A 26,247-nucleotide genomic window follows, 5' to 3' on the forward strand; every position below is an offset into this window, starting at 1 on the left:
GCCCATACTCATTACTCCCTGTACGCTTGTTATGTGCGACAGGATGACTCACAAATGAGAACGAAACAAGAACATTCTTGACGAAGCGTTAACGGCATTTTGCCGCCGCTAGATGTGGTGTCAGACTAGATGCGGAGCGCTAGAGCCTGTTATAGGATCCGGTGCTGCTTCCCTGAGAATGGGGGCTTTGAAGTCGAAAGAGCGAACGCCCGGCTCACTCATCAATTGGATTGCCGTCTACGAGCCTGAAGATATTATCAATCGGATAGAGCATCTTTGGTTGCTCATCGTCTTCAGTGTAAGGTTCAAAATCCAAGCTCTTATAGAACGCCGTTGATTCAGCATCCATTGATTGTAGTGTTAACGCATATAAGCCAGCATACTCTGCTACCAGTCTGACCTTCTGAAAAGCGTCCATTAGAAGGAAAGACCCTAGCCCTTGCCGTTGATATTCAGTAGTGACGCCAAGAAAGGGGATATGAAGGGAAGGAAAAGAAACCCTGTGCTTCACATAGTTCTGCTTTTCCCGCATCATATCTGATACAGAGTCAGACCCAACACACAGGCTGTAAAACCCCAGAACTGTTGGTGATGAACCGATATGAGCGCAGTAAACCGTGCACTCATATCGTTTCGTATACCGCTTAGCTTTGTTTTTAAGGAAAATATCTATCGGTCTTTTACCGCAGTCGAACCTATTGACTACACTAGCCGACGAAAATTTTCTCACCTCAACGGTGGATAGATCCAGACGATCCTTTTGCCCCCTTGCCTGCATGAGCTTCTACGTAGCGCTCTCGCATTGCAATAAGCTTGGCATTCGGCCCCCCGGTCCTATTCTGCACACGTCGAACAAATTCCGCTGCTTCCTTTTGGTTGCGGAACTTTACCTTACCATTCTTGACAGCATTACGATTCCACCAAACGAGAAAGTGCTGTATCATGTTCATTGCACCCTCCTTTCCTTGTGGTTGCAATTAGCGTCAATATTAATTTCACTTACTCTAAGTGGGATAATTGCATACCCTGTCAATGCGATAATTTTGCATTGACCTATTGATTTTTGATTAAAAATGTGCTACGAAGTCTCAGTCTTCGAGTGGGACTGAAGCCTTCTAGGCTTGCTAGATCGCCAGAAAAAATATTTGTGATACATATAGATAATTGCCGTTGAGGCATTTTTGCATCAATCTCGTTAATCAGAATCCACGTTTGTTACCATGCTGCCTGACTTGAGTCGTGAATGATTTTTTCAATTTACCTTGCAAGTTTATCGATGTGTACGTGTGTACAAACTTTTCCATTAGAATAGCAATTAATTGCAAACCGCCCACCCCGCTTCGGCGGGGTTTTTAATTTGCAAGCCTCGGTTCGCGCCGGGGCTTTTTGTTTGCGCGCTCCGCGCTGCGGTTCACATACACATAGCTGCCGCGCAGGTTAATCGCGCTCAATAGTGTCCTTGACCTCTACAATTCGGTACAGCATCGGCTTGCCTTCGATGGAACGCACATCAACATCGACCAGGAATACGCACTGCAATGGGTTTTCTTTGATCTCCAGAATTTTCCGCTTCACTTCTTCGGATACAAACTGGAGTTTCACTGCCTTGGTGCTGATCGTTTCAATGATCCCTCTGTCACCAGACTTTGAAGATGGGTTGTTTTTGACTTGCTCCAGAACCAATAACTGATCAGCCATCCCCATCTGGGCCGGAAGCTTCGGCGCAATATAGTTTGCGACCTTGTTCTGAATTGCGTTCGCCTCCGTCGAATTGATGGTGACATTGTTAATGTTCACTATCCCACCGCTAGAAACGATGACGTTCATCTGTGACCCGTGATCCTTTGCGATAGGATCAATGATGTGTGATATTTGCTTGGCCTGTTTAGCCGTTGGCGCTTCCTGAAGATCATTTGGCTTGCCAAGGAAAAAATTGGCAATATCGTTGAGGTTCGCCGCAAACGCTCCGAAAACCTCAGCGTGCTTTAGCAGCCATTCTGCTTGGTCGTTTAGTGCAATCAGATCCGCAATGATGCTGCCTGACCGAATTTCTTTCACGTAAAGACGCATATTATCCGGTAACGGGTCGCCGGTTTTCTCATTCGCAAAATCTTTGAACGCCTCTGCGAACGCCGCCAAACTGCTTGTGAGATCGATCAGATCGACAGGTCTGCTGTTCTTAACCTCGACGGTTAGCATAGCGTCATCAAGTTCCATGATTCCCCCTCTCAAATTGCCCGCATCAGTCAAGCAAATCAAAAGAGGTTTGAGAAGCCAAGTGCCCCTCATTCTTTAGCCCTGATTCTGCCATAGCGGAATGCGCTCGTCAAAAATATTATGACTTTTCCATATTCGTGTTTGACATAGTTATGAGTTTCTCATAGTCTGATCTCAAGTTAAGAGATCGGAGCGCAACATGCATCCCTCAATCCAGAATACCTACAACGAAGTGGCAAAGACACTTATCGGCCTGACCGTAAAGGCAGAAAAGCCGGTTCGTGATTACTCCCGCCAGCGCCGCGTAATGGCCCGCGCATGGGCAACATACAACGCATGGCTGGCAGAGCATCAGAATGCGAGCGCCCGCCTCCGCAAGATCATGTTCGCAAGCGAGCTGGGCCACGCTCACCGCTTTGTCCGCAATCAGGACAATCCCGTTTTCATCACAGACGAACAGTCCCGTTTTATCGGCTCTGACAGCCGGTGGAGGTAAGACGATGGCCGAGATTAAAACAGGCGGTCCAGCATTCCCGACCCGCGACATGGTTCAACGCGATGAAAATGGCAATCTCTATGGTTACCCCATTTCAAGCGCAGGCATGACGCTGCGCGATTACTTCGCAGCACAGGCGCTGGCGGGCGATCTTTCAGCTCAAAGCATGGATATTGGTTACTATGACCAAGACGCGTCAGATGAAGTGCTTCTTGCGCAGGCCATATTTTTCTATCGCTTTGCCGACGCCATGATCGCAGCCCGCGAAGGCGGTGCGAAATGACCCTCTGCACCCTCGCAACAATCCTTTTCACCCTCGCCGTTGCTGGTGTTTCAGCAGCATTTCTCATGCTCTGCCACCTTGAAAGAATGGCGGATATCGCAAGGAGGGAAGTTGATGGCCTCTAAGTCCATGACAATCCAAGAAATGCAGAAGGTCTGCGACGAGCTTCAGGGCCTCCTTGCCGATAAAGGCAAAAGTGGTGCTGAAGCGATGTTCTGGATCGAAAGCCATACCGAGTATCTGTTTCGGTTGTGCTGGAGAAAGCCAAACGCCATCAATTCTTGGGACACGCAAGGAGAAGCGTTCCGTGGTGCCGACACCTACGACCTAGTTGATCAGGCCCGCAAGTTCATTGCTTCTTTGCCAACTGCGGAAGAAACAAAGTTCCGCGAGTTCATGGGCGCGCTCGGCAATGTCATCGATCTTGCCCGCAAGAATGGAATTGAAGTCGAATTCATCAACCCACTGACCGAAACTATGAAGCGCCTTTCAGAAAACGCGCTCACTGACCAGCGGGTGGCATCATGACCAACCATGCCGATCACCTCACAGCCGATCAGGTTGAACTGTATCTGACCGCAATCAGCACAGACAAGCCTATCGAAGATCGAATTGAAGCCGCTGGCGATCTACTCGCCCGCCCACTCCCATATGACGCCCGCCGCGAAATCCGGTCGATTTACCTCGACCTGACGGACACTCGCGACCTTATTCAAGAAGGATTGGCAGCATGAGCGAGCAAGCAAAGCAGCAGTTCTTTTCCCTTTCGCAAGTTCAGCGCCAGTTGGCCAAGGAATACCGCGATTGGGCGATCTACGCCGAGATCAAGGGAAAAGGCCTTCGCGCAGCTGAATACTGGCAGAAGTCCGAACGCCTCTGGAACTCCGCATTCCGCAATCTCAATCTAGCACGGTGACGACATGACATGCGAAAACGAACGTGCCGTCATTGGCGGTAACAACCCACCATCGGCATACGAAACCGTCAAGGACAAGATCGACGGCCTGTATGATGAAGCCAAGCTCTGGCTCGATGGTGAAAGCATCACCAGCCAAGAGCAGGCTGACGAAATCCAGAAGCTCATGCGCCTTATTCAGGTAGCAGAGAAGGAAGCAGACGAAGCCCGTAAGGATGAGGCTAAGCCTCATGACGATGCAAAGGCGGCAATTCAGGAGCGCTACAATCTCCTGATCGGCAAGACGAAGTCTGTCACCGGCAAGACTGTTAAGGCTGTCGAGGCCTGCAAGAAGGCTCTCGCGCCATGGCTTCAAAAGCTAGAGGACGAGCGCCTTGAGCGTGAAGCAGCCGCAAAAAAGGAAGCGGAAGCAGCAGAACTAGCGGCAATGGAAGCCATGCGCCAGCGTACCGGCGACAATCTCGAACAGAGCGAGCGCGCAGAGCAGCTTGTGAAGGATGCCAAAGCAGCGGAAGCAGTTGCCCGTCGCATTGGCAACGAGAAGGCAACAGCAAAGGGCTTCGGTCGCGCCGCATCTCTCCGCGCCTCATACGTCGCGGAAGTCACCGACTATACCGCTTTTGCCCGTTACGTTTGGCAACATCACAAGGTTGAGCTTTCCGGCTTCCTTGATGATCTCGCTCGCCAGATCGTTGCACGCGGCAATCGCAACATCGACGGCGTTACAATCAAAGAAGAACGGAAGGTTGCGTAATGTCTAACAACCTTGACCCGCGCATCGAAGCTGTCCGCGCAAAGTATGAACTTTCAGCTAGCGACTTCTGGCAAATCCCGCAAAACAAGCAATGGGTTTGCAAGCATGCCGCTCTGGAAATAGTCGCTACCAAGGCAAGTGTCGAATGGGCAGCGCCGCAAATCGTTCAGGCCGATACCGCCAACGGCATCGCTGTAATGGTCGTGTCTGGGAAGATGGGCGACCGAGTTGAATGGGCGACCGGAGAAGCAAGCCCGAAGAACAACAAGAATGCCTATCCTTGGGCCATGGCTGAAAAGCGGGCAAAGGATCGCGTCGTTCTCAAGCTGGTTGGCATTCATGGCCTTGTCTACTCCGAGGATGAAATGCCGGACGAAGTTCGTGCGAAGCCTTCGGAGCCAGCGAACACCGGAAAGCCAGCGCCGAAGAATGACGAAACCCGCGCAACCTATGCGGCTCTTGAGAAAGACATGCGCCAAAACACAACCCGCGCCGATCTTGGCCGGTGGTGGCGTGATCCTGAATGCGAAGCCCTGCGCCGCAAGCTGCCGACTGACTGGCAGGCCAACTTGAAGCAGGCGCTCACCGAATACGGCAACACGCTTCCCGAAGAACAGAAGGCGGCTTAATCATGAAGATCATCAACATTACGGGCCGCATTGGCAAAGACGCTGTTCTCCGTCGCACACAGAATGGTGATGCTGTTCTCGGCTTCACGGTCGCCGTCGATGAAGGCTACGGTCAGAACAAAAGCACGATCTGGTTCGATGCTTCTATCTGGGGCAAGCGCGGCGAGAGCCTTGAGCAGTATCTGCGCAAGGGAACCAAGATTACGGCTTCCGGCGAGTTCAGCATGCGCGAGCATGACGGAAAGACCTATCCGGCAATCCGCGTCGATCACATCGATTTCGACGCACCGAAGCGAGATGAGCGGCCAGAGCCTACGCCATCACGACATGCTGGACAGCCCGCAAACTTCTCGAATGATCTGGACGATGAGATCCCGTTTGCGCCGGAGTTCCGATGATGGCGAAAAAAGAAAAGTCTCTCATCATCGTTCGCAAGACGCCGCGTGGTCTGCAGCCTGTTTCCAGCTTCGACGCTGAAATGCTTCTGGCGGCTCCACTTGGAACTGAGTTCAACCTGGCTTCGCTGACGAAGCGATCCCTTCCACAGCATCGCACCTATTGGAAAGCGCTAAGCGAAGTCGTCAAGGCAACTGGCAAGTGGCCTAACGCCGAGAAGCTTCATGACGCTCTCAAGCGCGCCTGCGGCTATGTCGAAATTCGTTACAACCTCGACGGATCATCCTACATCGCAACGGACAGCACTTCTTTTGAAGCCATGAACCATGACGAGTTTTCCACTTACATGGAACTGGCGATGAGCAAACTTTCCGAAGCCATCGGCTATGACCCGCTCGCCTTCTTGGAGGACGCAGCATGATCATTCATTTCATCGCATCCAAGTTCCGCGCCCTCTGGGAACGCTATGTCGACCCCCTCCCTAGCCTTCGTCGCAAGGCGGAATCGCTCAAGGCTGAAATAGCAAAGGCCAAGAAGCAGAAGAAGCGCCATAGCCATTTCGAAGCTGAACTTCGCAACGTCATGGCAACCATTATCGCAGTTGAGCGCGGTATTTCCTACCGCAAAGGCTCTCTGGATTGGGGGCTGTGATGGCGCGCACCGTCAAAGAATGGATCGGTAAGAACGACGATGCTGTTATCCCGGATGGCGTAAAGCGCCGCATCGTAAACCGTCAGGAAGGCTGCTGCGCATTGTCGAGTAAGCCATTCGGCCCCGGCAACAAACCGGAGTTCGATCACAAGGTTGCACTCTGGCTGGGCGGAGAGCATCGCGAAAGCAATCTCCATGCGATTTGCAAGGATGAGCACACGGCCAAGACCAAGGCTGAAGCCACTGTGCGCGCCAAGGTGAACCGGCAGCAGGATAAACACCTGGGTATCAAATCGCCGTCTTCGAAGCTTTCCACCAAGGACAAGCAGCCAAAACGCCTCCAACGAGAACCCACTCCCCGTAAGCGTCCGCTTTATGTGAGCACAGAACAGGTGCAGCCATGACCATTCCAGAACAGGCAGTACAGGCGGCAGCGAACGCCATCCGTAGAGCAGGCGATACATATACTGAAATGGCAAAATCAGCCCTCACCGCAGCCGCCCCTCACCTAGCAGCAGTGCGGGTGAAGGACGAAGGAAAATTGCTAATGGAAGTGACGCAAGCCATTTTCCCTGAAGGTTGGACTTTGAGCAACCGAAACGCTGTTGCTGATGGCATAAGAATAGTCCTCTCCGCGCTTGAGCCTTCCGCTGGCGGAGCGGCTTTGCTGGAGGAAGCGGCGCGGATTGCGTTCGATATTTCCGAAAATGGCGAATACCACGGTGAGGCATCTGTAGACAGCGCAAGCTCGATCTATCAGCAAGGCGCATTTGAGGTTTACGAGGCTATCCGCGCCCTCGCATCCCATCCAGTAGCGGATAAGCCCGACCAAGCGGGCGCGCAGGGGTGGATTTCCACGGGTGACAGACTTCCAGAAAAGCCGGGACTTTCCGATTATGAGTATGTCGAGTGCCTTATATTCGTGAATGGAAGCGTAGAAATAGGCCATTGGAATTGCGAGCATCTTTGTTGGGATGACGAAGACCACGACGATTTCTTGTACAACCCGCAAGGCCCCACCCACTGGCGTCCTCTCCCCACCCTTCCAAGCGGCGAGGTGGCGTGATGGGGAAGCAAATCAAACTGCTGGACAACCCGGAAACATGGAAGGGTTCTTACGACCTGCATGCGTACTGCAAGTACGATAACCCGGAACACGATTGGCGCGAGTTCCCGCATATGAACATGCCGTGCGAGACTGGCGGCGAGGCGCGAAACCAACTGCGCTCTTACGGCTGGATTTTTCACAAAGACGGAACGGCCACATGTCCGAAGTGCGCGAAGGCGCTTTCCCACCCATCAGGAGGCGACCGTCATGGCGATTAAGCACCAATCGCAATGCTACCGCACGTTTGCCGGCGTGAGATGGCCGAACTTGTGCGATCTGTGCGGGCCAGATCACGAAGCCGCCGCGACCGCCGTTCGCAAGGCTGGCTACCGCATCAAGGTGCAAGCTCATCCTGACGGCTTCCGTCGCGCCTTTGTCCACATTGACGACTTGGCGAAAGCGGCGGCGGTTTTTAACGAATATTTGGAAGGCGACCGTCATGGCGAGTGAACTGAAGCCTTGTCTGCTGTGTGAAGGTGAAGCCAAGCTTTTGCGCCGTAGTGGTACGGCTGGCCGAGCTTGCCCGTCGAAATGGTACAGGGAGCGCGTTGAATGCAAAGTGTGCGGCCTTACCACTCGCGAATATAAAAAGCCCGGTGCCGCCGCGCATAGTTGGAACACCCGCCCCGCGCCTGCCGCTACAGATACGGGTCTGGTGACTTGCGTAAGCTTACACATCACGCCAACCGACAGTTACCCGGATGTAGACGTGGAAGTTCATGACGGATCGTATATCCAGCCCGAAAATAGTCCGGTTGCGATGGTCACACGCTCGCAGGCTGAGGAGCTATTGGCGGCGGAACGGGCGGAGAAGGAAAGGCTAGAAGCAGACAACGCCGAGTTGGTTGCTGACTATGCTTTCATGCGTAAGTCTCGTAAAAAATGGCAGAGCCGTGCGCATACCTTAGAAGCCAAGCTAGCGGCGGCTGAAAAGGCGCTGGAGCCGTTTGCCAAATCCGCTTTGGGTTATGACGATCCAGACGAAAACGGTCCTTGGCCAGACATTCAGGACGTATTTGTAACGCTTGGCGACTGCCGCCGTGCCCGCGCCGCGCTGGGAGGGAAGCCGTCATGAGCCGCTACCCTGACCCCACACCGCTTATTTTGCTGGCCTTTGTCGGATTGGCAACGCTGTTTGCACTTGCTGGCGGGGCATTATTCTACCTTGGCTATCACCTTATTCGTGCAGTTCTTTTCTATGTAGGTGCGCTATGAATGAATTCAAATTTACTCCCGGACCATGGCGCTTAGGCGCAGACATGGAAACAGTCTGCCTGAACCATGGCGATGCCAATGACTATACCCGAAATGGCTTCGCGAAGGCTATCTGCAAAGTAAAGCAGAACTCATGGCGGGACATAGAGGAAGCCGTTGCGACAGGCCATCTAATCTCCGCTGCGCCTGAGCTATACGATGTATTGCGAGAAGCGACGGTTGCACTTGATGGGTTTGCCAAGGGCGAAGGTGTCTTTATTCCTATAGAGCAGACAATTCGTGCTGCGTATTCTGTCCTCGCCAAAGCTCGAGGCGAGCGCTCATGACCGACCTCATTACCCGTCTCTCCAAGCTAGACGCGCCTGACAGGGAAGTGGATGCGGAGATTGTATTGCAAAACGGCTGGCAGGTATTCCCCGGTGACCGTTGGATTGGGCCAGAAGGGAAGATCGTCGTACCTGAATACACGCGATCTGTAGACGCCGCTATCGCGCTGGCTGAGAGGGTGTTGCCGGGGTGGGTATTCGACAATGTTGGCCAAGATTATGAAGACTCTCCGAGCGGATATAAATCATTCGGCTGGACCGTCGAAATGGTCAACGGCAAGCGCGTCCAAGGTCAAGCGCCAACATTCCCGCTGGCAATCTGCATCGCCCTCTTGCGCGCAAAGGAGGCTTCGAATGGCCAGTAAAGTCGCGCAGATACGTGAAGCCATGAGCATCGCGCAGGATATGACCAAGGCAGGCATTCTGTTCGTGGCAATCCCGGTTTTCAATGATGCGGATCATACAAAACTGACACTTTTGCAGGCTTCAAGAGTGATGCAGATGGATCAGGAGGCCAGCCATGCCGAGTAAGGAACTCATTGATCGATGCATCGTCGCCGCCGACAATAGCGGTTACGAGAAAGACCCTACAGCGGCTGTTGAGATCATCGTTCGATCCACTGCCGCCACCATCCTCGCCACTCTACAGGAGCCGACAGAGGGGATGAAAGAAGCAGGCTTCAAGTCGCTAGGTAAAGGAAATCCACGCCATATGGAGCGTGACATTTGGCGCGCCATGCTCAACACCAGCCCACTTGGGGAGCAGAGCGAATGAAGCTGACACGCCAACAGGCATTTGCCTTTATGGAAACTCTGTTCCCAAATGGCGAGCATTGTTATCTCCACAACCCCACGCGGACATATTTCTCGGCGCTGATTGGTGATGTGCCGCATATGCGACCGTACCGCGACGATGACCCGAACCAACAGAAGCTTCGCCAGATGGCCTCGTTGCTGCGCGAGATTGCGGATCACATCGAAATCAGCGGAGAGACTGCCGGTCGCCAAGCCCTGAAAGGCGGCGGCGAATGACGTGCGAGACATGCACCGAATTGCTCAATGAAGCATTGAACCTTGTCGTTCGTGCCCGCCAGATGGATGCGATTGATCGCCGGAATAACGCTCTCAAGGCATCAAAGGAACCGGAAAAATGGGAAGCATCGGGCCGTTTTGATGATTATGTCGAGCGTCATAACATTGATAATGAGCATGCTCCGATGGCAACGAGAAGCGGAACACTACACCTCTGGGTGCTCGATCAGTACGAGCGCGATCTGCATGAATGGGAAGGCAAGGCCCGAAAACACCTGATGAAGGTCGATCATTCTAGCCGCGCCGCACTGCGGGAAAGGGAGTGAGGATGTCACCCATCTTTTCCATGAATGAAGCCGCAGAAAGGCTCCGCATTGGCCGGAGAACATTGCAAGAAATTATCAAGCGCCATGCGTTCTACTTCACTGTCGGTCACAAGAAATTCTTCACTGAGAAGGACTTGGACGCGATTGTTGAAGGATTAAGACGAGAAACGAAATGCCACTCAAACTCATCCCTCCCCGTGCGGGCAAGTCGCCGTACTACTACGTTCGTGGCACCCACTTCGGGGTCTCAATGGACAGAAGTACAAAGACGACTGACAAAAATACGGCAGCAAAACTCCTCAAACTCTGGAAAGAAGAAATCGAAGGCGGAGTTTTCCGAAAGCCCGGAGAACCGACCTTCCTAGACGCGGTTACGGATTATATCGCGGCAACGGGCAACGAACGCTTCATCGAACCCATTGTCGAGCGCATTGGCCATCATCGCCTGATTGATATCGATCAACAGCTTATCGATACGATTGCAATTGGCCTCTACCCGACCGCAACCCCGGCAACGCGCAATAGACAAGTCTATACGGTCATTTCCGCTATTCTGAAGCATGCGGGCTTAAACCAGCAATGGAAGCGCCCAAAAGGCTCCAGAGGCAATATGAAGACCGACTGGATGACTGATAAGCAGGCGTTTCGGTTGTTGGACGCTGCATATAAAAAGGATGCCGAATTCGGAATCTTCCTTCACACGCTCCTTTATACAGGCATGCGTCTTGGCGAATTGCTCAAGTTGGAGATAGCTAGATTGGATCTGACTGAGGGGATGGCTTACCTTCCAGCTACGAAGAACGGCAAACCACGAGCGGTTCATATGCCGCCTACTGTCGTCGCCGCTATCGCGAATCATCCTCGCGGACTTGAACGAGATGGAAAGCTGTTCCGTTTCAGCAAGTCAGGCCGTTTGTACACATGGCTTGAAGAGGCGAAAAAGAAAGCCGGACCCGATGTGGACTTCGTGACTTTTCACGTATTTCGGCACACGTGGGCAACTTGGATGCGTAAATACGGGGGGCTAGATGTACGTGGGCTAGTGGGAACAGGTGCATGGACTGACATGGCATCTGCGGCCCGTTATGCGCACGTAGTGGCGACAGATGAGGCGAAGCGCTCTAATCTCCTGCCGGTATCAAAGAAGCTGGAACGGAAGAAGAACTAATTCCACGGATTTTACCCGCTTAGCTCGGCCATGTTCTACTTTCGTTTTCCATTTCTTGCCAAGCGACAAGTTTAAAAAACAGTGATTTATATAGCTGAAACAATGACTTGACTGGTGGGCGCGACAGGGATTGAACCTGTGACCCCTCCCGTGTGAAGGGAGTGCTCTACCGCTGAGCTACGCGCCCTTAGAGCTGCAATGCGCTCAATCAAGGTGACGCGGATATACGGTCCCGCTCGGGGCAAAGTCAAGCACCCGCCGCTGCATTTCCCAAATTGATTTTCGCATGTAAATCAACTCGGCAAGCCCAAACGAAAATGGCCGTTATCGAGCGATAACGGCCATGTCCAAGACTTGAAAATCTGTACTGCCCCTGAACACCAGAGGCTGAGCATCGATCAGAGCGCCGCCAGTCGCGAGGCTGCCGTTTTATCGGAAGCCTTCTGCATGCCTGAGTCGCGGTCATAAACGTCGCCGTAATAGCGAATCTGTCCATTCGCGTCCGGCCATGCCGTGAAGTAGGAAATATAGACCGGCACTGGCTCCGGCACCTTGATGCCGCGCTCGTTCTTGCCGAAATACTTCTCCAGATCGCCGACCGGCTTGCCAAGTACGGCTGCGGCCATGTCGCGCGGACGTTCCAGACGAATACAGCCATGGCTCAGTGCGCGCATGTCACGGCTGAAATAGGACTTTGCCGGCGTGTCGTGCATGTAGATATCGTGTTCGTTCGGGAACAGGATCTTCAGCTCGCCCAATGCATTGTCGAGGCTCGGCTTCTGACGAATGCCAACATGCGCCTTGCCCGCAGCCACGGCGCTCCAGTTGACGGCGCTCGCCGAAACCTTCTTGCCGCCGAGATAAACTTCATAGCCGTTGCGGTCGAGATAGCTCGTATCGCGCATGACCTTGGGCAGCATTTCGTTCAGAATAATCGAACGCGGCACACCCCAGGACGGGTTGAAAACAACCGTCTGCACCTTGTTATAGAAGAAATAGGTCTGATGGGTCGGCGAGCCGATCACCACATTCATGCCCAGCTTTTCCTGACCGCCTTCGAAATATTCGGCGCGGTAGGCAGGCTGGTTGACCATTACATAGCGCGTGCCGAAATCATGCGGCAGCCAGCGCAGACGTTCCATCGAATAGAGAATGCGGTCACGCTTCACCGATGATTGCTCACCCTGCAACGCAGAAACCGTGTTTCGCCCGATGACACCATCAGGCGCACTGCCCGAGAGCTTCTGGTAGTCCTTGATCGCGGAAACCAGCTCCGGATCGTAAAGGCTCGTATCGGCATGAGCCTGCAAGACGTCGCGGTGCTTTTCCAGATAGTCGGCAGGCGCGTGTTTGGTGATCAGCGCCACGATCTTGGCCAGCTGGTCGCTGGTATCGCCCGGACGAATGGCGCCATCGAGAGAGACACGAACGGCTTCACCCGTCGGCGCTTCCGTCTCGGACAAAGCCTGTTTCAAAGCCGCATATTGCGCATTATCCGGCTGGAACCCGTGCAGATAGGCGGACGGATCGGCTTCGCCAGCCAGTCGGGCCAGCACCGCTTTCGGATCGACGCGATCACGCGGCAGATCGTGGAAACCACTCAGACGGTCGGCGATCACGCGCCCCTCGCCCGCATCCATTGCATAGCGCAGTGCACGAGCCGACATGCGAACTTCAAACTCGGCCAGCTTCTGCTGGCGTTCTTCGTTCTGCGCCGGATCGAAATTGTCCGAGGGGATCGTCACCGCATATTCATCGGCATTGAGACCATCTTCGCCAGCGCGTGCAAAGAACGCTGCAACGGCCTTGGCCCGATCCAGCACCTTGCCGTCAGCCGACCACATGAAAGAACGGTTGGTCGAATAATAAGAAACAATCGCTTCCGCGATTGGCTTTTCAGCCTTCACATCGACGGACTTCAAATAATCCATCGCGGCATCGAAAGCGCGATTGCCAGCCGTTTCGCTCGCATCGGGCGTCTTTTCCACGCGGATCGGGGACATGCCCGATGTCAGCGGATCAACAATGGCTGCCGGCGCGGTTGCAGCCGTAACCTGCATGTCGAGCGCCGTGAAATCTATCTTGATCAGCGATTCCGGCTTGTAATCATAGATTTCCGGCCCCTTGACCGTCACGCGCTGTGCAGGCGGGACGATGCGTGTTGGTGCCGTTGGCGCTGCCGCAGCTGTACTCGGAGCCACGACGGCAGGCGGAAGCGGAGCGACAGGCTGCGCGGCCTGCTGGCGGCGCTGCTGGAAAAGCTCGAAAAGTGAATTCGCTGCCTGCGCCTGCGTGACCGGGAACAAGGCTGATGCGGCCAGAGCCAGTACCATCGCATTGCGGATATAAGACCCGCTCGTGCGAATTTTCTTTGCATCCATCTGCGCGCGCCGAGAAAACTGCATTTCAACCGCCAAAGTTAGCATGTCCGCCAAAAGGCGAATCCGTCTCAATCATTTCGCGTAGATTTTATGAATCTCGTATAGAAAGTTTTAACGCTAATGCCACTTCTTTCAATTTCTCGCTTTTAATTAATCACAAAACTTTGAGGGAGACGCATTAAAGCAACATGTGGCCCGCAACAGATGGTGCCGTGTTTGCCCCATTGCGCAATGTGCCGCAGTGGCTTCCGCCTCTCATCGCGCTAAAAGCCCCTCAGAATTTATCCCGGATGCTGCCCAGCAATCCGGGTTCTGAGCAACATAACGTGCAGGCTGGCGATCTTGCGATTGCCGACCGGTGCGGCAGGCAAGCAAGCGAGGTACCACGATGGCAGAAGCAAGCGCCGCCGATCTTTTTCCTCTTGGCGAAGACATCACCCCTTACCGCAAACTGACCTCCGACTTTGTTTCAGTCGATACGTTCAAAGGTCAGGAAATCCTGACAGTCGACCCGGAAGGGCTCCGTCTTCTTTCCGAAGCAGCATTTGCCGACATCAACCATTTGCTGCGCCCGGGTCATCTCCAGCAGCTTGCAAAGATCATGGAAGACCCGGAAGCGACCGACAACGACCGCTTTGTGGCCTATGACCTTCTGAAAAACGCCAATATCGCTGCAGGCGGCGTTCTGCCGATGTGTCAGGATACCGGCACTGCGATCATTATGGGCAAGAAGGGCCGTCGCGTCTGGACCGAAGGCGGCGATGCCGATGCGCTCGGCAGCGGTGTGCTCGACGCCTATAACAAGAAGAACCTGCGCTATTCGCAGCTCGCGCCGCTGTCTATGTTCGAGGAAAAGAACACCAAGAACAATCTGCCTGCGCAGATCGACATCTATGAAGAAGGCGAAGACGCCTACAAGTTCCTGTTCGTGGCAAAAGGCGGTGGTTCGGCCAACAAGACGTTCCTGTATCAGGGCACGCCTTCGCTTTTGACCCATGACCGGATGATCGACTTCCTCAAGGACAAGATTCTCAGCCTCGGCACAGCCGCCTGCCCGCCTTACCATCTGGCAATTGTCATCGGCGGCACATCGGCCGAGATGAATCTCAAGACCGTCAAGCTAGCCTCGACGCGCTATCTCGACAGCCTGCCGACCGAAGGTTCGGAAACCGGCCATGCGTTCCGCGATCTGGAAATGGAAGCTGAAATCCACAAGCTGACCCAGTCGCTGGGTGTTGGCGCACAGTTCGGCGGCAAATATTTCTGCCATGACGTGCGCGTCATCCGTCTGCCGCGCCACGGCGCATCGCTGCCAATCGGAATCGGCGTTTCTTGCTCAGCAGACCGTCAGGCCAAGGGCAAAATCACCAAGGAAGGCATTTTTCTGGAGCAGCTGGAAACCAACCCGGCGCAATACATGCCGGAAATTGACGAAGAAAAGCTGTCGTCGCATGTGGTGAAGATTGATCTCAACCAGCCGATGGCCGAGATCCTGAAAGAGCTGTCCAAGCACCCCGTCAAGACGCAGCTTTCGCTGACCGGTCCGATCATCGTCGCCCGTGATCTGGCGCATGCGAAAATTCGCGAGCGGCTCGAAAACGGCGAATCCATGCCGGATTATTTCAAGGACCATCCGATTTATTACGCTGGTCCAGCCAAGACGCCTGCCGGTTATGCATCGGGTTCGTTCGGTCCAACCACGGCTGGCCGCATGGATTCCTATGTCGACCAGTTCCAGTCCTTCGGCGGCTCCATGGTGATGCTCGCCAAGGGCAACCGTTCGCGTCAGGTTCGCGAAGCCTGTGGAAGCCATGGCGGTTTCTATCTCGGCTCCATCGGCGGCCCAGCCGCTCGTCTGGCGCAAGACTGCATCAAGAAAGTCGAAGTGGTCGAATATCCGGAACTGGGCATGGAAGCCATCTGGCGGATCGAAGTGGAAGACTTCCCGGCCTTCATCGTCATCGACGACAAGGGCAATGACTTCTTCAAGGAACTCAATCTGGGCTGATCATTGCCCGATTGATACCCGACACGATAAAAGGGCGGCTTTCAAAGCCGCCCTTTCTGTATCAGGCATTCGCTCCACCGTCGGCGGTCAGCGTGGCACCCGTAACGAAGCGTGACTCAGGCCCGGCCAGCCACGTCACCAGATTTGCAATATCATCCGGCGAGCCATAGCTGCCCGTCGCGATACGCTCCAGCTGCGGACCGGAGTGGTCGCCGCCAGCGGGGTTCATATCCGTATTGGTGGATCCGGGCTGCACGACATTGACCGTAACGCCCTTGGGGCCAAGATCGCGGGCAAGCCCCTTCGTCAGACCAATCAATGCCGACTTGCTGGCGGCATAGAGGCTAATGCCCGGCCAAGCGACAAGATCAGCCAGATTGGAGCCGATGGTGACGATGCGTCCACCCTCGCCCAGATGCCGCGAAGCTACGGAGATAGCCGCGAACACTGCGCGAAAATTGACCGCCATGACCTCATCGAAATCCGCAAGCGTCACCTGATCCAGCGGCGCGGCTTTCCAGATGCCTGCGCTGTTTATCAGAATGTCCAGTCGTCCAAGCTCTTTCACCGTCGCTTCAATCGCGGCGGCAATCTCATCCGCATTGCGATTGTCGGCCTTATAGGCGACGGCCTGACCGCCTTCGGTAGTGATCGCCGATACGATTGCGTCGGCTTTTTCCTTCGAGCTTACATAGGTGATTGCAACACTTGCACCGTCTTTGGCCAATCGCCGCGCAATCGCAGCACCGATACCGCGGCTACCACCGGTTACAAAGGCCACTTTCCCATTCAAAGGCTTTCCAGACATGAAGGCATCCTTTCTGTATCGATTGATACATAATAGGTGTCAGGCTTGCCGAATGCCGTCAAGCGGTTTATTTAACGATCAATACAAAAAGGAGATTGACGTGTCAGAACGCGGAAGACCTCGCAACTTTGACCGGGAACAGGCATTGCGCGCAGCAATGTATGTTTTCTGGGAAAAAGGCTTTGACGGCGCGTCGCTGTCGGACCTGACAGCCGCGATGGGCATCAACGCGCCCAGCCTTTATGCCGCCTTCGGGAGCAAGGAAGGGCTGTATATGGATGCCCTGTCGCTCTATTCGAACGAAGTCGGCACGGATATCTGGGCGCAACTGGAAGAAACGCCAGACGTGAAGCAGGCATTCGAGCGCTTTTTGATGGCGAGCGCCGAGACTTTCTCGGTCACCGACAAGCCACGTGGATGCCTGATCGCGCTGGATGCGCTTAACCGCACCCAGTCCAGCCAAAATGTCTGCAATGTTCTGAAAGAGCGCCGCAACAACAACATTGAAGTGCTGCGCACCCGCCTTCAGCGCAGTATCGAGGAAGGCTCCCTGCCCGCAACCATTGACACCAGCGCTATCGCCACGTTTTACGCGACGGTGCAGAACGGCATGTCCATCCTTGCGCGCGACGGTGGTACCGCGAAAAGTCTGGTCGCCGCAGCTCATGGCGCAATGGCGGCATGGGACAGACTGACCGCCGCCTAACCGGTTGCAGTCCCTATGCCACCGCTCGTAAGGGAATGGGGCCGCTCACATAATCTGCAATTTTGTCAGCCACATCCGTGCTGGCTATGATCCGTCGGTGCCCAAGACCATCAGCCCAGTGAAGCCTAACATGAGACCCTGCTTTGGCAGCCATTTCCGCACAGCGCGCCGGAACTTCCTTGTCATCGCGCGCATGAATAACCAGCGTCGGGATCGACAGTCGGCGCAGATGCACATCGGTATCGAAATCATGGATCGGACGCGCGGCAATTTGCTGAACAGTGTCCTTCATCGCCTGACGCACATCAGCGTTCAAGCGAAGCACCTTTCCGAACCCTTCGAAGACGCCATTCATAGAATGCGGTGACGCAATCGTGACCAGCTTGGCGGGACGTCGCTCACGATAGCAGCCCAGTGGCCCGGCAGCCGCATTGACCACGACCGCGCCACCGAAGGAATGCCCCACCATGGCGTAGAACGGCCCATATTGACGCCACGCGGCATCGACAGCCGCGATGGCCTGAACGAAATGCAGTTCGCGTCCCGCCGAAGCGCCGTGTCCTGGCAGATCGAGGGCGACAACCCGCTCACCGCGCGCGACCAGCGCACTGACAATGGCCATCATATCCGCGCTGCGCGAACCCCAGCCATGCACCACAAGCGATGTGCGAGCATTGTATCGGTCCACACCTGCGGGCTCGAACAAATAGGTTGCCACAACGCCCCGATCGATAATCAGATCGAGCCTTTTGGCCTTGAGCAACTCTTCGCTCGTGTGCTGCAGTTTTTCCGCATAGGCTTTTGTTCTCGGCTTGCGGCTGGGCGTGCGGCAAAAAATCTTGAATGCCGCGCGACCGGCGCGTTCCGGCGCGATGTGTCCGAGCATAGCCAGACCGAATCGCGTAACCTGAAGAGATAACGTCGCCATAGTGGGGCCTCAATCATGTTCAATCCTGAACAAATAATTGTACAAGAATGAACAAAATGCAAGACAAGATACAAAAGCTGCCGTGGGATAATCCGCGCTTCAAGAACTGGATTGCTGTTGCGAGAGCCGGCAAAGCGGTTGAACGTGCGCTGGCGCAGGGACTGGCGCCCTTCGATCTTAAGATCGCCGATCTCGATGTGCTGATGAATATTTATCGCCATCCGGGCGAATCGCAGCACGATCTCGCCCGCAGAATTCTCGTTGGACGCTCCAACATCACGATGTTGCTGCCGAAGCTGGAGAATCGTGGATTGCTGATGCGCACCGGCGACGCGACCGACAAGCGCATCATCCGCCTGACCCTCACGCAGGATGGCGAGAAACTGCTCGGCGAAGCGCTAGCGGTCTATGGCGAGTTGATCGACCGCGTCATGGCGCATTCCACCGCATCGCAATGCAACGCCATGGGCGACATGATGCGGCGTATCGCGGAAATGCTTGAGAAAGAGTGAGGTCCGAGATCAGCGGTCGCGCTTGAGCCCTTTTTCGGCCAGTTCATCGAGATAGGTTTGCCAAAGCGTCTCTTTCTCGGTGCCGAGCTTATGCAGATAGGTCCATGAAAACAGGCCAGTATCATGCATATCATCGAAGGTGATGCGGACCGCGTAATTGCCCACCGGCTCGACCTTGATGATCTCGACATTGCGCTTGCCGCCCACCGTGATGCGCTGTTCTGGTGAATGGCCCTGCACTTCCGCCGATGGAGAAAGCACGCGCAACAATTCGGCGGTCAGTTCAAAACGTTCGCCGCTGTCAAAAGCCACCGTCAGCAATTTGCGGTCGCTGGAAACGCGCAGTTCAGTCGGCCAGACGTCGCTCATTGCTGTTCTCCATAACAAATATCGCTCCGCAATCGTCGAAGTCTGCTTGTGATAGGCTGCATGACAGAATACCGCAAGTATGTTGAAACTGCTTCAGCGCTGCAAAACTGGACAAGACGAAGCGGAAGTCCTATCTCATATGAGCAGGAGGATACTGCGTCGTACCTTATGGAAACAATGGCTTCACAGATGAGAACCTTGCAGGCACAGTCCTTTGTTTCTCCGACCGGACCGATGATCGATCCTTTCGGGCGGACGGTCGATTATTTGCGCGTTTCGGTGACAGACCGCTGCGATTTCCGCTGCACCTATTGCATGGCGGAACACATGACCTTTCTTCCCAAGAAGGATTTACTGACGCTGGAAGAGCTGGAACGGCTCTGCACTGTGTTTATCGACAGGGGCGTGCGCAAGCTGCGCCTGACTGGCGGTGAACCGCTGGTGCGCAAGAACATCATGCATCTGATCCGTGGGCTTTCGCGTCATCTGGCATCCGGTGCGCTGCAAGAGCTGACGCTGACCACCAACGGCTCGCAGCTTTCGCGTTTTGCCGGAGAGCTGGCCGATTGCGGCATCAAGCGCATCAATGTCTCCCTCGATACGCTCAACCCTGACAAGTTTCACGAGATTACACGCTGGGGCGATCTGGCCCGTGTGCTTGAGGGTATAGATGCCGCCCAGAAGGCCGGTATCCGTGTGAAGATCAACGCAGTTGCGCTGAAAGATTTCAACGAATTCGAAATCCCGGACCTCATCCGCTGGGCCCATGGCCGCGATATGGATATGACGCTCATTGAAACCATGCCGATGGGTGAAATCGAATTCGACCGCACTGACCAGTATTTGCCGCTGTCGCAGCTGCGCAGCGACCTTTCAAGCCAGTTCACGATGAACGATATCCCGTATCGAACGGGCGGCCCCGCCCGCTATGTGACGATCGAGGAAACTGGCGGACGTCTCGGCTTCATCACACCTTTGACGCATAATTTCTGCGAAAGCTGCAACCGTGTTCGCCTCACCTGTACCGGCATGCTCTATATGTGCCTCGGCCAGAATGATGATGCCGATCTGCGCAAGGCGCTACGCGAGAACGACAGTGATGTTTTCCTGAGCCAGGCTATCGACGAGGCTATTTCTCGCAAGCCCAAGGGCCATGATTTCATCATCGATCGCGATCATAACCGGCCAGCCGTAGCACGTCATATGAGCCTTACCGGCGGATAAAAACCCGTTTATACTTTTGAGTGAAGACGCTCACAAATAATTGTCGCGAAATACACTTGAACACGGTATTGGATTCTAAACTGGATTCTATACCGTGCTGCAGTCAGACAATTTCCGCGCAAGTATTTATATGCTTCTCGCCATGGGTGTTTTCACCATCGGGGACAGCATCACCAAGTTCCTTCTCACGGAAATGAACAGCGGTCAGTACATGCTGATCCGTGGCGTTTTCGCGACTGTGATGATTGGCTTTCTGGCCTGGCGTCATGGTGCGCTGCGCAAGCTTTCTCTGGAGCGGATGACTGTCCTGCGCGTGCTGGGCGAAGTGGTCGCGACCATTACTTACATCGTCTCGCTCGGGCATCTCTCACAGGCCTTTTGTTCAGCCGTGTTTCAGGCAACGCCTTTGGTGGTCACGCTTGGAGCGGCGGTCTTTCTCAAGGAGAAAGTCGGCTGGCGGCGCTGGGCTTGTATTCTGGTCGGTTTCGTCGGTGTTCTGATTATTATTCGTCCCGGTTCAGCCGGTGCGGCAGGTTTCGGCGCAATCGCCGTATTGCTGGCGAGCGTCGGTTTTGCGGCGATGCGGGACATTGCGACGCGTCGTGTACCGGCCCATGTGCCAACACTTTATCTTTCCACGCTCACTGCTTGTGCGATTGCAATCACCGGCGGCGTGTTAACTGTCCCAATGGGCGGATGGCAGCCTATCGGGCTTATTCCCGTTGCGGCCATGTTCGTTGCTGCCGTGCTGCTGCTGATAGGATATCACTTCATCATTCTAGCCATGCGTGAGGGCGAAGTGTCCTTCGTCTCCCCATTCCGCTATTCCAGCCTGCTCTGGGCGATAGGATTGAGCATAGCGGTCTTTGGCGAAGCGCCGGATAGCTATACAATCATGGGCTCTGTTATGGTCGTCGGAAGCGGCATCTACATGGTCTATCGCGAAAACGCGCTGAAGAAGCGCGAAAAGAACAAAAGCACCCTTGCTTCAATTCCAACCGGTCTCGGGCCGAAATAATGGTCGGTCAACCAGATATCACCGGCGCTATCATCGCTGGCGGGTTGTCGAGCCGGATGCGCGAAGGTGGAATAGCGGGAGACAAGTTCCTGCAGGCTCTGGGTTCCCGTTCCATTATCGCCGAGGTTGCCGAACGCCTGAGACCGCAGGTCGGAGCGCTTTTCATCAATGCCAATGGCGACCCGTCCCGGCTGGCCAACCTTGGTCTGGACGTCATTGCGGATATCCCCGCAGCACATGGCGGTCCTCTACCCGGCATTCTCACGGCGCTCACGCACGCAAAAAACTCGACATGGCTGCTGACCGCAGCAGCGGACACCCCTTTTCTTCCCGCTGATCTTGGCCAACAGCTCCTCGAACGCCAAAAACAGACCGGCAGCGACATCGTTCTTGCGAGCTCAGCCGGGCATGTTCACCCAATCTTTGGCCTGTGGCGGACGCAACTGGCGGATCGGCTGCAAGAATGGCTTTCGACAGCGGAGAAAGCCAGTGTTCTGGCATTCGCACGCGATGTTGATTTCGAAACAGTAGACTTTCCGCTTGTAACGACGAGGGATCGCTCGGAAACCTATGATCCATTCTTCAACATCAACCGACCCGACGATCTCGTCGAAGCCCGGCGATTGAGCCGACTGAACGGAGCCATGTCATGACGCACAAGCTTTTTGGCATTACAGGCTGGAAAAACTCCGGCAAGACCACCCTGACCGAAAAGCTCGTGCGCTGCCTGACAGAACGGGGCTACCGCATCGCGACAATCAAACATGCGCATCATAATTTCGACATCGATCACGAAGGCACCGATTCATGGCGGCATCGCAAGGCCGGAGCGGCTGAAGTCGCCATCGTTTCAGACCGCCGCTTCGCCATCATGCATGAAAATCTCGACGGGCCGGAAATCTCGCTGCAAGACATCGCGGACAAGCTTGCGCCCTGCGATCTGATTCTCGTCGAAGGCTATAAACGTGAGCCGCACAAGAAAATCGAGCTACGCCGAACTGGCAGTCACGACGGCCCACCGCTCGCCGAAAACGACCCAAGCATCGTCGCGATTGCAACCAATTATCCACAACCGGGCTTGAGCCTGCCGGTCTTCGATATCAATATGGTCGATGAAATTGCCGATTTCATCCAAAATGAAATGGCGCTTTGAGCAATTCCCTACCACTTTCCGCCAAAACGTCAGCTTTCACTATTTTGCTGCCACTTTCGGCGGAATACGCTGTGAATTCAGCAATAATTATACGCAAAATTATTACGCGAGCCATCTTGCCTTCCGGTGAAAAGTGGTGGGAATATTGCGATCATGTTGGAGGGCGGCGGCGAACATGCGAAAATATATTGCGCAGCCTCTGCTGAACCATCTATTGGTAGCGGCGGGAGGAATGTCTATCGATCGATAATCCTCAATTATAAATTGCAATTGCACGACAAATGGCTGACCAGAAAAATAATCAGGGAACCAGCCAGAGTAAACGAGAGGACTAAATATGCGCGTATTGAAGCGTATCGTAGCAGCAGCTTCGGTTGCGACCATTGCAACCATGGCTGGCGGATTGGCCATCGGCGCCGCAAATGCCCAGGAGCCTTTGAAGCTCACCATCGCCACGGAAGGCGCCTATCCCCCCTTCAATTTCATCAAGCCGGACGGCACCCTGTCGGGATTTGACGTGGATATTGCGAAGGCACTTTGCGATGAAATGAAGGCGCAATGTACCTTCATCACCCAGGAATGGGATGGCGCAATTCCAGCACTTCAGGCTGGCAAGTTCGACGCCTTTATCGCTTCCATGTCCATCACCGATGAACGCAAGAAGCAGGTCGATTTCTCAAACAAATACTACAATACGCCTCCGGGCATCGTCGCTCCCAAGGATAGCGACATCAAGGGTGTGACCAAGGAAGATCTCGCCGGCAAAACGATCGGCGTTCAGGTTTCCACCACCCATGCCAATTACTCGGAAAAGACCTTTACCGACAGCACGATCAAGGCCTACCCAACCGCTGAGGAATATCGTCTCGATCTGGCCAACGGCCGTCTCGACGCCGCCAATGACGATAGCGTCACACTGGGCGAATGGCTGAAGACCCCGGATGGCGCATGCTGCAAGATGGTCGGCACCTTCCCGCCAGTTGTTGAAATTCACGGTCCCGGCGCAGGCGTTGCCTTCAAGAAGGGCCGCCCGGAACTGGTTGAAAAGTTCAACGCAGCTATCAAGGCGATCCGTGCCAACGGAAAGTACAAGGAAATCAACGATAAGTACTTTGAGTTCGACGCTTACGGCGCCGAGAACTAAGTTTCTTTGAAGACGTATGCGCCGGTTTGTATCAAACAAACCGGCGCACATCATTTATGGCGGACAGTTCGGTAGAAGCGCTCGAAACAGAGACCGCCGGACAAATAACCGCCCAGAAAAAAGAAAAAAGGCGATGGAACATTACGCCACATTATTGAGTTTCGGCCCTGAAGGTTGGTCGAGAAGTATCGCCTGGGGGCTTCTGGTAACGGTTACTCTCGCAATAGCCACCCTGCCCGTAGGCCTCGTTCTTGGATTTCTGGTTGCTTTGGGGAAGCAATCGACCGAACCGTCAATCCGACTGGCTTCGAATATCTACACGACCATCTTCCGCGGTCTTCCAGAACTTCTGACCCTGTTCCTGGTTTATTTCGGCGCCTCTCTCGGCTTGCAGAAACTCCTGGCACTGTTTGGCATCAATGCCAATGTCGAGATCAATGCCTTCGCCGCGGGTATGGTGGCGCTCGGTTTCGTTTTCTCATCCTATTCGAGTGAGGTCTTCCTCTCGGCTTTCCGCGCCATTCCGCGCGGGCAGTATGAAGGCGGTTATGCGGTCGGGCTGTCGCACTGGCAGACCATGCGCAAGGTCATCCTGCCGCAGCTGATCCGCATTGCCCTGCCCGGTCTTGCCAATCTGTGGCTGGTGCTGCTGAAAGATACCTCGCTGGTATCGGTGATAACCCTGTCCGACATCATGCGGCAGACATCCATCGCAGCCCGCGTGACCAAAGAGCCATTCCTGTTCTTCGGCGTTGCCTGCCTGCTCTATCTCGCTCTCGCGATCATCTCGTCCTATTTCATCAACCGCATTGCCCAATGGGCTGATGCGGGCAGCAACCGGTCGCGGGGTGCATGATCATGAGCGAAGCTGTCACACAAAGCAGTGCTGCCGTCATAGCGCCGCCGCCCGTCGTCCGCCAATGGACCCGCGCACGCGTTGCAGGCCATATCTTCGTCGGTATCTGGGCTTTGCTCTTCGCGGGCCTGGCCATTTATCTCTACAATGTCTGGCGGATCGATCTCTTCGAGACTTATGGTCCGCGCTATTGGTCCGGCCTTCTGATCACGCTGAAGCTCGTCGTCGTGTCGATCCTTGTCGGCGCCGCGCTTTCGATCCCGATTGCCGCCGCACGCATGTCGAACAACCGCTGGCTGAAAGCCATTGCCTTCGGCTATGTCTATTTCTTCCGCGGTACACCGCTTCTGGCGCAAACCTTCCTGATCTATTACGGTTTCGGCACCTTCCGGCCTTTCCTGGAAAGCATCGGCCTGTGGGTATTTTTCCGTGATGCATGGAATTGCGCCATTCTCGCCTTCTCGCTCAATACGGCTGCCTATCAGGCTGAAATCCTGCGCGGCGCGATCCAGAGCGTTGCCATGGGCCAATGGGAAGGTGCAGCAGCACTTGGCATTTCCAAGCGCGTGACGTTCTGGAAAGTCATTCTTCCACAGGCGCTGATCGTTGCCCTGCGTCCATACGGCAATGAAATCATCCTGATGATCAAGGGTTCGGCCATCGTTGCCATCATCACGGTTCTCGACCTGATGGGTGAAACGCGGCGCGCCTATTCCCGCACCTTCGATTTCCAGACCTATCTCTGGGCGGCGGTGATCTACCTGCTGATCGTGGAAGTGCTACGACACATCTGGGATTATCTCGAACGGAAGCTGACACGGCATCTTGTTCGCTGATTTAACCAGATCGACCTGAATTTAGCCCTCGGCAGCCTTGCAGCTTCCGGGGGCTATCTGTTTAATCAACAAGTGCATTCGCCGCTCGGCGGGATGCATCCAATTCCTGAAGCATAGCAATGGGCAGTATCATGCTGAAAATCTGGGGCCGCACCAATTCCACCAACGTCAAGAAAGCGCTCTGGACAGCGCAGGAACTTGGCCTTGATTACGAACAGTTCGATGTTGGCGGCCAGTTTGGCGGGCTTGACGACCCGGCCTTCCTCGCACGCAATCCGAACGGCCTTATCCCGCTTGTCGAAGACGGCGAGACCGTGCTGTGGGAATCAAATGTCATCACGCGCTATCTGGCCGCCACCTACGGCAAGGACAGCCTCTGGATCGAGAATCCGGCCAGGCGCGCGCAGGCGGAGAAGTGGATGGATTGGGCCTCCACCACGCTCTACACCGATTTCAGCAATGTCATGAAGCATATGATCCGCCTGCCGGAAGACAAGCGTGACCCGGCAATCCTGCAACGCGGTCTCGACGGCCTTGCCCGTTCCATGAAGATTGCCAATGACGGTCTAGGTCAAGCGCCGTGGTTCTCCGGAGAAGAGTTTGGCATCGGCGACATTCCGGTTGGTTGCTATGCCTATGCCTGGTTCGAGTTCTCCATCGAACGCCCCTCGCTTCCGCAGCTGGAAAACTGGTATGAGCGCCTGAAATTGCGTCCTGCCTACCGTTCGGCTGTGATGACACCCCTCACCTGATCATACGGTCCATAACTATCCAGAGGAACGAACGA

General features: G+C 54.7%; 40 protein-coding genes, 1 tRNA gene and 1 pseudogene. 35 read left to right on the forward strand and 7 right to left on the reverse strand.

Annotation, left to right across the window (positions count from 1 at the left end):
* Positions 1 to 214: 214 nt before the first annotated feature.
* Both QBD01_RS18225 and QBD01_RS18230 read right to left on the reverse strand, forming a co-directional pair.
* Positions 215 to 778 carry a GNAT family N-acetyltransferase gene (locus tag QBD01_RS18225; protein WP_280993994.1) on the reverse strand — a complete coding sequence of 188 codons (564 nt, stop codon included), beginning with the start codon at positions 776 to 778 and terminating at the stop codon, positions 215 to 217.
* A gap of 659 nt (positions 779 to 1,437) precedes the next feature.
* A complete protein-coding gene (locus tag QBD01_RS18230) occupies positions 1,438 to 2,217 on the reverse strand; it encodes a hypothetical protein (protein WP_280993995.1) in 780 nt (259 codons plus the stop codon).
* Positions 2,218 to 2,416: 199 nt separating this feature from the next.
* Here QBD01_RS18230 and QBD01_RS18235 point away from each other — a divergent pair, with 199 nt between their 5' ends.
* The 24 genes and pseudogenes from QBD01_RS18235 (at position 2,417) to QBD01_RS18345 (ending at position 11,517) form a co-directional block, all read left to right on the forward strand.
* Positions 2,417 to 2,713, forward strand: coding sequence for a hypothetical protein (locus tag QBD01_RS18235; RefSeq protein ID WP_280993996.1), 297 nt, complete (start codon positions 2,417 to 2,419; stop codon positions 2,711 to 2,713).
* Between the two features lie 4 nt (positions 2,714 to 2,717).
* Positions 2,718 to 2,996 carry a hypothetical protein gene (locus QBD01_RS18240; protein ID WP_280993997.1) on the forward strand — a complete coding sequence of 93 codons (279 nt, stop codon included), beginning with the start codon at positions 2,718 to 2,720 and terminating at the stop codon, positions 2,994 to 2,996.
* 114 nt (positions 2,997 to 3,110) lie between these two features.
* On the forward strand, positions 3,111 to 3,524 hold the full coding sequence (locus tag QBD01_RS18245) for a hypothetical protein (RefSeq protein WP_280993998.1): 414 nt from the start codon (positions 3,111 to 3,113) through the stop codon (positions 3,522 to 3,524).
* On the forward strand, positions 3,521 to 3,730 hold the full coding sequence (locus QBD01_RS18250; RefSeq protein WP_280993999.1) for a hypothetical protein: 210 nt from the start codon (positions 3,521 to 3,523) through the stop codon (positions 3,728 to 3,730). Before QBD01_RS18245 ends, QBD01_RS18250 begins: the two co-directional genes overlap by 4 nt.
* Positions 3,727 to 3,912: a hypothetical protein gene (locus QBD01_RS18255; protein WP_280994000.1), complete on the forward strand. Its 186-nt coding sequence runs from the start codon at positions 3,727 to 3,729 to the stop codon at positions 3,910 to 3,912. The genes QBD01_RS18250 and QBD01_RS18255 overlap by 4 nt, the downstream gene beginning before the upstream one ends.
* A 4-nt stretch (positions 3,913 to 3,916) precedes the next feature.
* The gene (locus QBD01_RS18260; RefSeq protein WP_280994001.1) at positions 3,917 to 4,666 is read left to right on the forward strand and encodes a hypothetical protein; all 750 of its coding nucleotides are present in this window, start codon (positions 3,917 to 3,919) and stop codon (positions 4,664 to 4,666) included.
* Positions 4,666 to 5,295, forward strand: coding sequence for a hypothetical protein (locus tag QBD01_RS18265; RefSeq protein WP_280994002.1), 630 nt, complete (start codon positions 4,666 to 4,668; stop codon positions 5,293 to 5,295). The genes QBD01_RS18260 and QBD01_RS18265 overlap by 1 nt, the downstream gene beginning before the upstream one ends.
* A gap of 2 nt (positions 5,296 to 5,297) precedes the next feature.
* Positions 5,298 to 5,693, forward strand: coding sequence for a single-stranded DNA-binding protein (locus QBD01_RS18270; protein WP_280994003.1), 396 nt, complete (start codon positions 5,298 to 5,300; stop codon positions 5,691 to 5,693).
* Positions 5,690 to 6,112: a hypothetical protein gene (locus tag QBD01_RS18275; protein ID WP_144897335.1), complete on the forward strand. Its 423-nt coding sequence runs from the start codon at positions 5,690 to 5,692 to the stop codon at positions 6,110 to 6,112. Before QBD01_RS18270 ends, QBD01_RS18275 begins: the two co-directional genes overlap by 4 nt.
* Positions 6,109 to 6,342, forward strand: a complete 234-nt coding sequence (locus QBD01_RS18280; protein ID WP_280994004.1) for a hypothetical protein — start codon at positions 6,109 to 6,111, stop codon at positions 6,340 to 6,342. The genes QBD01_RS18275 and QBD01_RS18280 overlap by 4 nt, the downstream gene beginning before the upstream one ends.
* Positions 6,342 to 6,746 carry an HNH endonuclease signature motif containing protein gene (locus QBD01_RS18285; protein WP_280994005.1) on the forward strand — a complete coding sequence of 135 codons (405 nt, stop codon included), beginning with the start codon at positions 6,342 to 6,344 and terminating at the stop codon, positions 6,744 to 6,746. The genes QBD01_RS18280 and QBD01_RS18285 overlap by 1 nt, the downstream gene beginning before the upstream one ends.
* The gene (locus QBD01_RS18290; RefSeq protein ID WP_280994006.1) at positions 6,743 to 7,408 is read left to right on the forward strand and encodes a DUF551 domain-containing protein; all 666 of its coding nucleotides are present in this window, start codon (positions 6,743 to 6,745) and stop codon (positions 7,406 to 7,408) included. The genes QBD01_RS18285 and QBD01_RS18290 overlap by 4 nt, the downstream gene beginning before the upstream one ends.
* The gene (locus tag QBD01_RS18295; RefSeq protein ID WP_280994007.1) at positions 7,408 to 7,668 is read left to right on the forward strand and encodes a hypothetical protein; all 261 of its coding nucleotides are present in this window, start codon (positions 7,408 to 7,410) and stop codon (positions 7,666 to 7,668) included. Before QBD01_RS18290 ends, QBD01_RS18295 begins: the two co-directional genes overlap by 1 nt.
* Positions 7,658 to 7,900 (forward strand): hypothetical protein, encoded by a 243-nt coding sequence (locus QBD01_RS18300; protein WP_280994008.1) that lies wholly within the window; start codon positions 7,658 to 7,660, stop codon positions 7,898 to 7,900. Before QBD01_RS18295 ends, QBD01_RS18300 begins: the two co-directional genes overlap by 11 nt.
* Positions 7,890 to 8,525, forward strand: coding sequence for a Lar family restriction alleviation protein (locus tag QBD01_RS18305; RefSeq protein ID WP_280994009.1), 636 nt, complete (start codon positions 7,890 to 7,892; stop codon positions 8,523 to 8,525). The genes QBD01_RS18300 and QBD01_RS18305 overlap by 11 nt, the downstream gene beginning before the upstream one ends.
* Positions 8,522 to 8,665 (forward strand): hypothetical protein, encoded by a 144-nt coding sequence (locus QBD01_RS18310; RefSeq protein WP_280994010.1) that lies wholly within the window; start codon positions 8,522 to 8,524, stop codon positions 8,663 to 8,665. Before QBD01_RS18305 ends, QBD01_RS18310 begins: the two co-directional genes overlap by 4 nt.
* Entirely contained in the window at positions 8,662 to 8,991 is a 330-nt protein-coding gene (locus QBD01_RS18315; protein ID WP_280994011.1) for a hypothetical protein, read from the forward strand. Before QBD01_RS18310 ends, QBD01_RS18315 begins: the two co-directional genes overlap by 4 nt.
* Positions 8,988 to 9,356 (forward strand): hypothetical protein, encoded by a 369-nt coding sequence (locus tag QBD01_RS18320; RefSeq protein WP_280994012.1) that lies wholly within the window; start codon positions 8,988 to 8,990, stop codon positions 9,354 to 9,356. Before QBD01_RS18315 ends, QBD01_RS18320 begins: the two co-directional genes overlap by 4 nt.
* Positions 9,346 to 9,522 carry a DUF1382 family protein gene (locus QBD01_RS18325; protein WP_280994013.1) on the forward strand — a complete coding sequence of 59 codons (177 nt, stop codon included), beginning with the start codon at positions 9,346 to 9,348 and terminating at the stop codon, positions 9,520 to 9,522. Before QBD01_RS18320 ends, QBD01_RS18325 begins: the two co-directional genes overlap by 11 nt.
* A complete protein-coding gene (locus QBD01_RS18330) occupies positions 9,512 to 9,766 on the forward strand; it encodes a hypothetical protein (RefSeq protein WP_280994014.1) in 255 nt (84 codons plus the stop codon). The genes QBD01_RS18325 and QBD01_RS18330 overlap by 11 nt, the downstream gene beginning before the upstream one ends.
* Positions 9,763 to 10,023, forward strand: a complete 261-nt coding sequence (locus QBD01_RS18335) for a hypothetical protein (protein ID WP_280994015.1) — start codon at positions 9,763 to 9,765, stop codon at positions 10,021 to 10,023. Before QBD01_RS18330 ends, QBD01_RS18335 begins: the two co-directional genes overlap by 4 nt.
* A gap of 20 nt (positions 10,024 to 10,043) precedes the next feature.
* Positions 10,044 to 10,349 carry a hypothetical protein gene (locus tag QBD01_RS18340; RefSeq protein ID WP_280994016.1) on the forward strand — a complete coding sequence of 102 codons (306 nt, stop codon included), beginning with the start codon at positions 10,044 to 10,046 and terminating at the stop codon, positions 10,347 to 10,349.
* Positions 10,350 to 10,369: 20 nt separating this feature from the next.
* Positions 10,370 to 10,492: pseudogene (locus tag QBD01_RS25465) on the forward strand (helix-turn-helix domain-containing protein); the annotation flags it as partial.
* A gap of 29 nt (positions 10,493 to 10,521) precedes the next feature.
* Positions 10,522 to 11,517, forward strand: coding sequence for a site-specific integrase (locus QBD01_RS18345; RefSeq protein WP_280994017.1), 996 nt, complete (start codon positions 10,522 to 10,524; stop codon positions 11,515 to 11,517).
* Between the two features lie 112 nt (positions 11,518 to 11,629).
* On the opposite strand, the gene QBD01_RS18350 is transcribed toward QBD01_RS18345, so the two are convergent.
* Together QBD01_RS18350 and QBD01_RS18355 are read right to left on the reverse strand one after the other, a co-directional pair.
* A tRNA-Val gene (locus QBD01_RS18350) sits at positions 11,630 to 11,704 on the reverse strand.
* Between the two features lie 211 nt (positions 11,705 to 11,915).
* Complete coding sequence (locus QBD01_RS18355) at positions 11,916 to 13,898, reverse strand: murein L,D-transpeptidase (RefSeq protein WP_392391444.1); 1,983 nt, start codon at positions 13,896 to 13,898, stop codon at positions 11,916 to 11,918.
* 388 nt (positions 13,899 to 14,286) lie between these two features.
* Between QBD01_RS18355 and QBD01_RS18360 the strand changes: the two genes are divergently transcribed.
* Complete coding sequence (locus QBD01_RS18360; protein ID WP_280994019.1) at positions 14,287 to 15,906, forward strand: fumarate hydratase; 1,620 nt, start codon at positions 14,287 to 14,289, stop codon at positions 15,904 to 15,906.
* Between the two features lie 61 nt (positions 15,907 to 15,967).
* Here QBD01_RS18360 and QBD01_RS18365 read toward each other — a convergent pair whose 3' ends face one another.
* Positions 15,968 to 16,714 (reverse strand): SDR family oxidoreductase, encoded by a 747-nt coding sequence (locus QBD01_RS18365; RefSeq protein ID WP_280994020.1) that lies wholly within the window; start codon positions 16,712 to 16,714, stop codon positions 15,968 to 15,970.
* A 100-nt stretch (positions 16,715 to 16,814) separates the two neighbouring features.
* On the opposite strand from QBD01_RS18365, the gene QBD01_RS18370 reads away from it, so the two are divergent.
* Positions 16,815 to 17,420: a TetR/AcrR family transcriptional regulator gene (locus QBD01_RS18370; RefSeq protein ID WP_280994021.1), complete on the forward strand. Its 606-nt coding sequence runs from the start codon at positions 16,815 to 16,817 to the stop codon at positions 17,418 to 17,420.
* A gap of 13 nt (positions 17,421 to 17,433) precedes the next feature.
* Here QBD01_RS18370 and QBD01_RS18375 read toward each other — a convergent pair whose 3' ends face one another.
* Positions 17,434 to 18,348 carry an alpha/beta fold hydrolase gene (locus tag QBD01_RS18375; RefSeq protein ID WP_280994022.1) on the reverse strand — a complete coding sequence of 305 codons (915 nt, stop codon included), beginning with the start codon at positions 18,346 to 18,348 and terminating at the stop codon, positions 17,434 to 17,436.
* Positions 18,349 to 18,395: 47 nt separating this feature from the next.
* Between QBD01_RS18375 and QBD01_RS18380 the strand changes: the two genes are divergently transcribed.
* Positions 18,396 to 18,860: a MarR family winged helix-turn-helix transcriptional regulator gene (locus QBD01_RS18380; protein WP_280994023.1), complete on the forward strand. Its 465-nt coding sequence runs from the start codon at positions 18,396 to 18,398 to the stop codon at positions 18,858 to 18,860.
* A 9-nt stretch (positions 18,861 to 18,869) separates the two neighbouring features.
* Here the strand turns inward: QBD01_RS18380 and QBD01_RS18385 are convergent, their stop codons facing one another.
* Entirely contained in the window at positions 18,870 to 19,229 is a 360-nt protein-coding gene (locus QBD01_RS18385) for a gamma-butyrobetaine hydroxylase-like domain-containing protein (protein WP_078340433.1), read from the reverse strand.
* Between the two features lie 189 nt (positions 19,230 to 19,418).
* Between QBD01_RS18385 and moaA the strand changes: the two genes are divergently transcribed.
* The 8 genes from moaA to QBD01_RS18425 all read left to right on the forward strand — a co-directional run bounded on the left by moaA (position 19,419) and on the right by QBD01_RS18425 (position 26,212).
* On the forward strand, positions 19,419 to 20,453 hold the full coding sequence (gene moaA, locus QBD01_RS18390) for a GTP 3',8-cyclase MoaA (protein WP_280994109.1): 1,035 nt from the start codon (positions 19,419 to 19,421) through the stop codon (positions 20,451 to 20,453).
* Between the two features lie 130 nt (positions 20,454 to 20,583).
* On the forward strand, positions 20,584 to 21,471 hold the full coding sequence (locus tag QBD01_RS18395; RefSeq protein WP_280994110.1) for a DMT family transporter: 888 nt from the start codon (positions 20,584 to 20,586) through the stop codon (positions 21,469 to 21,471).
* Entirely contained in the window at positions 21,471 to 22,124 is a 654-nt protein-coding gene (gene mobA / locus QBD01_RS18400) for a molybdenum cofactor guanylyltransferase MobA (RefSeq protein WP_280994024.1), read from the forward strand. The genes QBD01_RS18395 and mobA overlap by 1 nt, the downstream gene beginning before the upstream one ends.
* Positions 22,121 to 22,624 carry a molybdopterin-guanine dinucleotide biosynthesis protein B gene (mobB, locus tag QBD01_RS18405; RefSeq protein ID WP_280994025.1) on the forward strand — a complete coding sequence of 168 codons (504 nt, stop codon included), beginning with the start codon at positions 22,121 to 22,123 and terminating at the stop codon, positions 22,622 to 22,624. The genes mobA and mobB overlap by 4 nt, the downstream gene beginning before the upstream one ends.
* A 337-nt stretch (positions 22,625 to 22,961) precedes the next feature.
* Positions 22,962 to 23,768, forward strand: a complete 807-nt coding sequence (locus QBD01_RS18410) for an ABC transporter substrate-binding protein (protein WP_138785174.1) — start codon at positions 22,962 to 22,964, stop codon at positions 23,766 to 23,768.
* A gap of 133 nt (positions 23,769 to 23,901) precedes the next feature.
* Positions 23,902 to 24,624 (forward strand): ABC transporter permease, encoded by a 723-nt coding sequence (locus tag QBD01_RS18415; RefSeq protein ID WP_138785175.1) that lies wholly within the window; start codon positions 23,902 to 23,904, stop codon positions 24,622 to 24,624.
* A gap of 2 nt (positions 24,625 to 24,626) precedes the next feature.
* A complete protein-coding gene (locus QBD01_RS18420) occupies positions 24,627 to 25,460 on the forward strand; it encodes an ABC transporter permease (RefSeq protein WP_182521883.1) in 834 nt (277 codons plus the stop codon).
* 131 nt (positions 25,461 to 25,591) lie between these two features.
* Entirely contained in the window at positions 25,592 to 26,212 is a 621-nt protein-coding gene (locus tag QBD01_RS18425) for a glutathione S-transferase (protein WP_280994111.1), read from the forward strand.
* Positions 26,213 to 26,247 lie beyond the last annotated feature (35 nt).

Source organism: Ochrobactrum sp. 19YEA23, from assembly GCF_029909865.1.
In the GTDB taxonomy this organism is placed as follows: domain Bacteria; phylum Pseudomonadota; class Alphaproteobacteria; order Rhizobiales; family Rhizobiaceae; genus Brucella; species Brucella gambitense.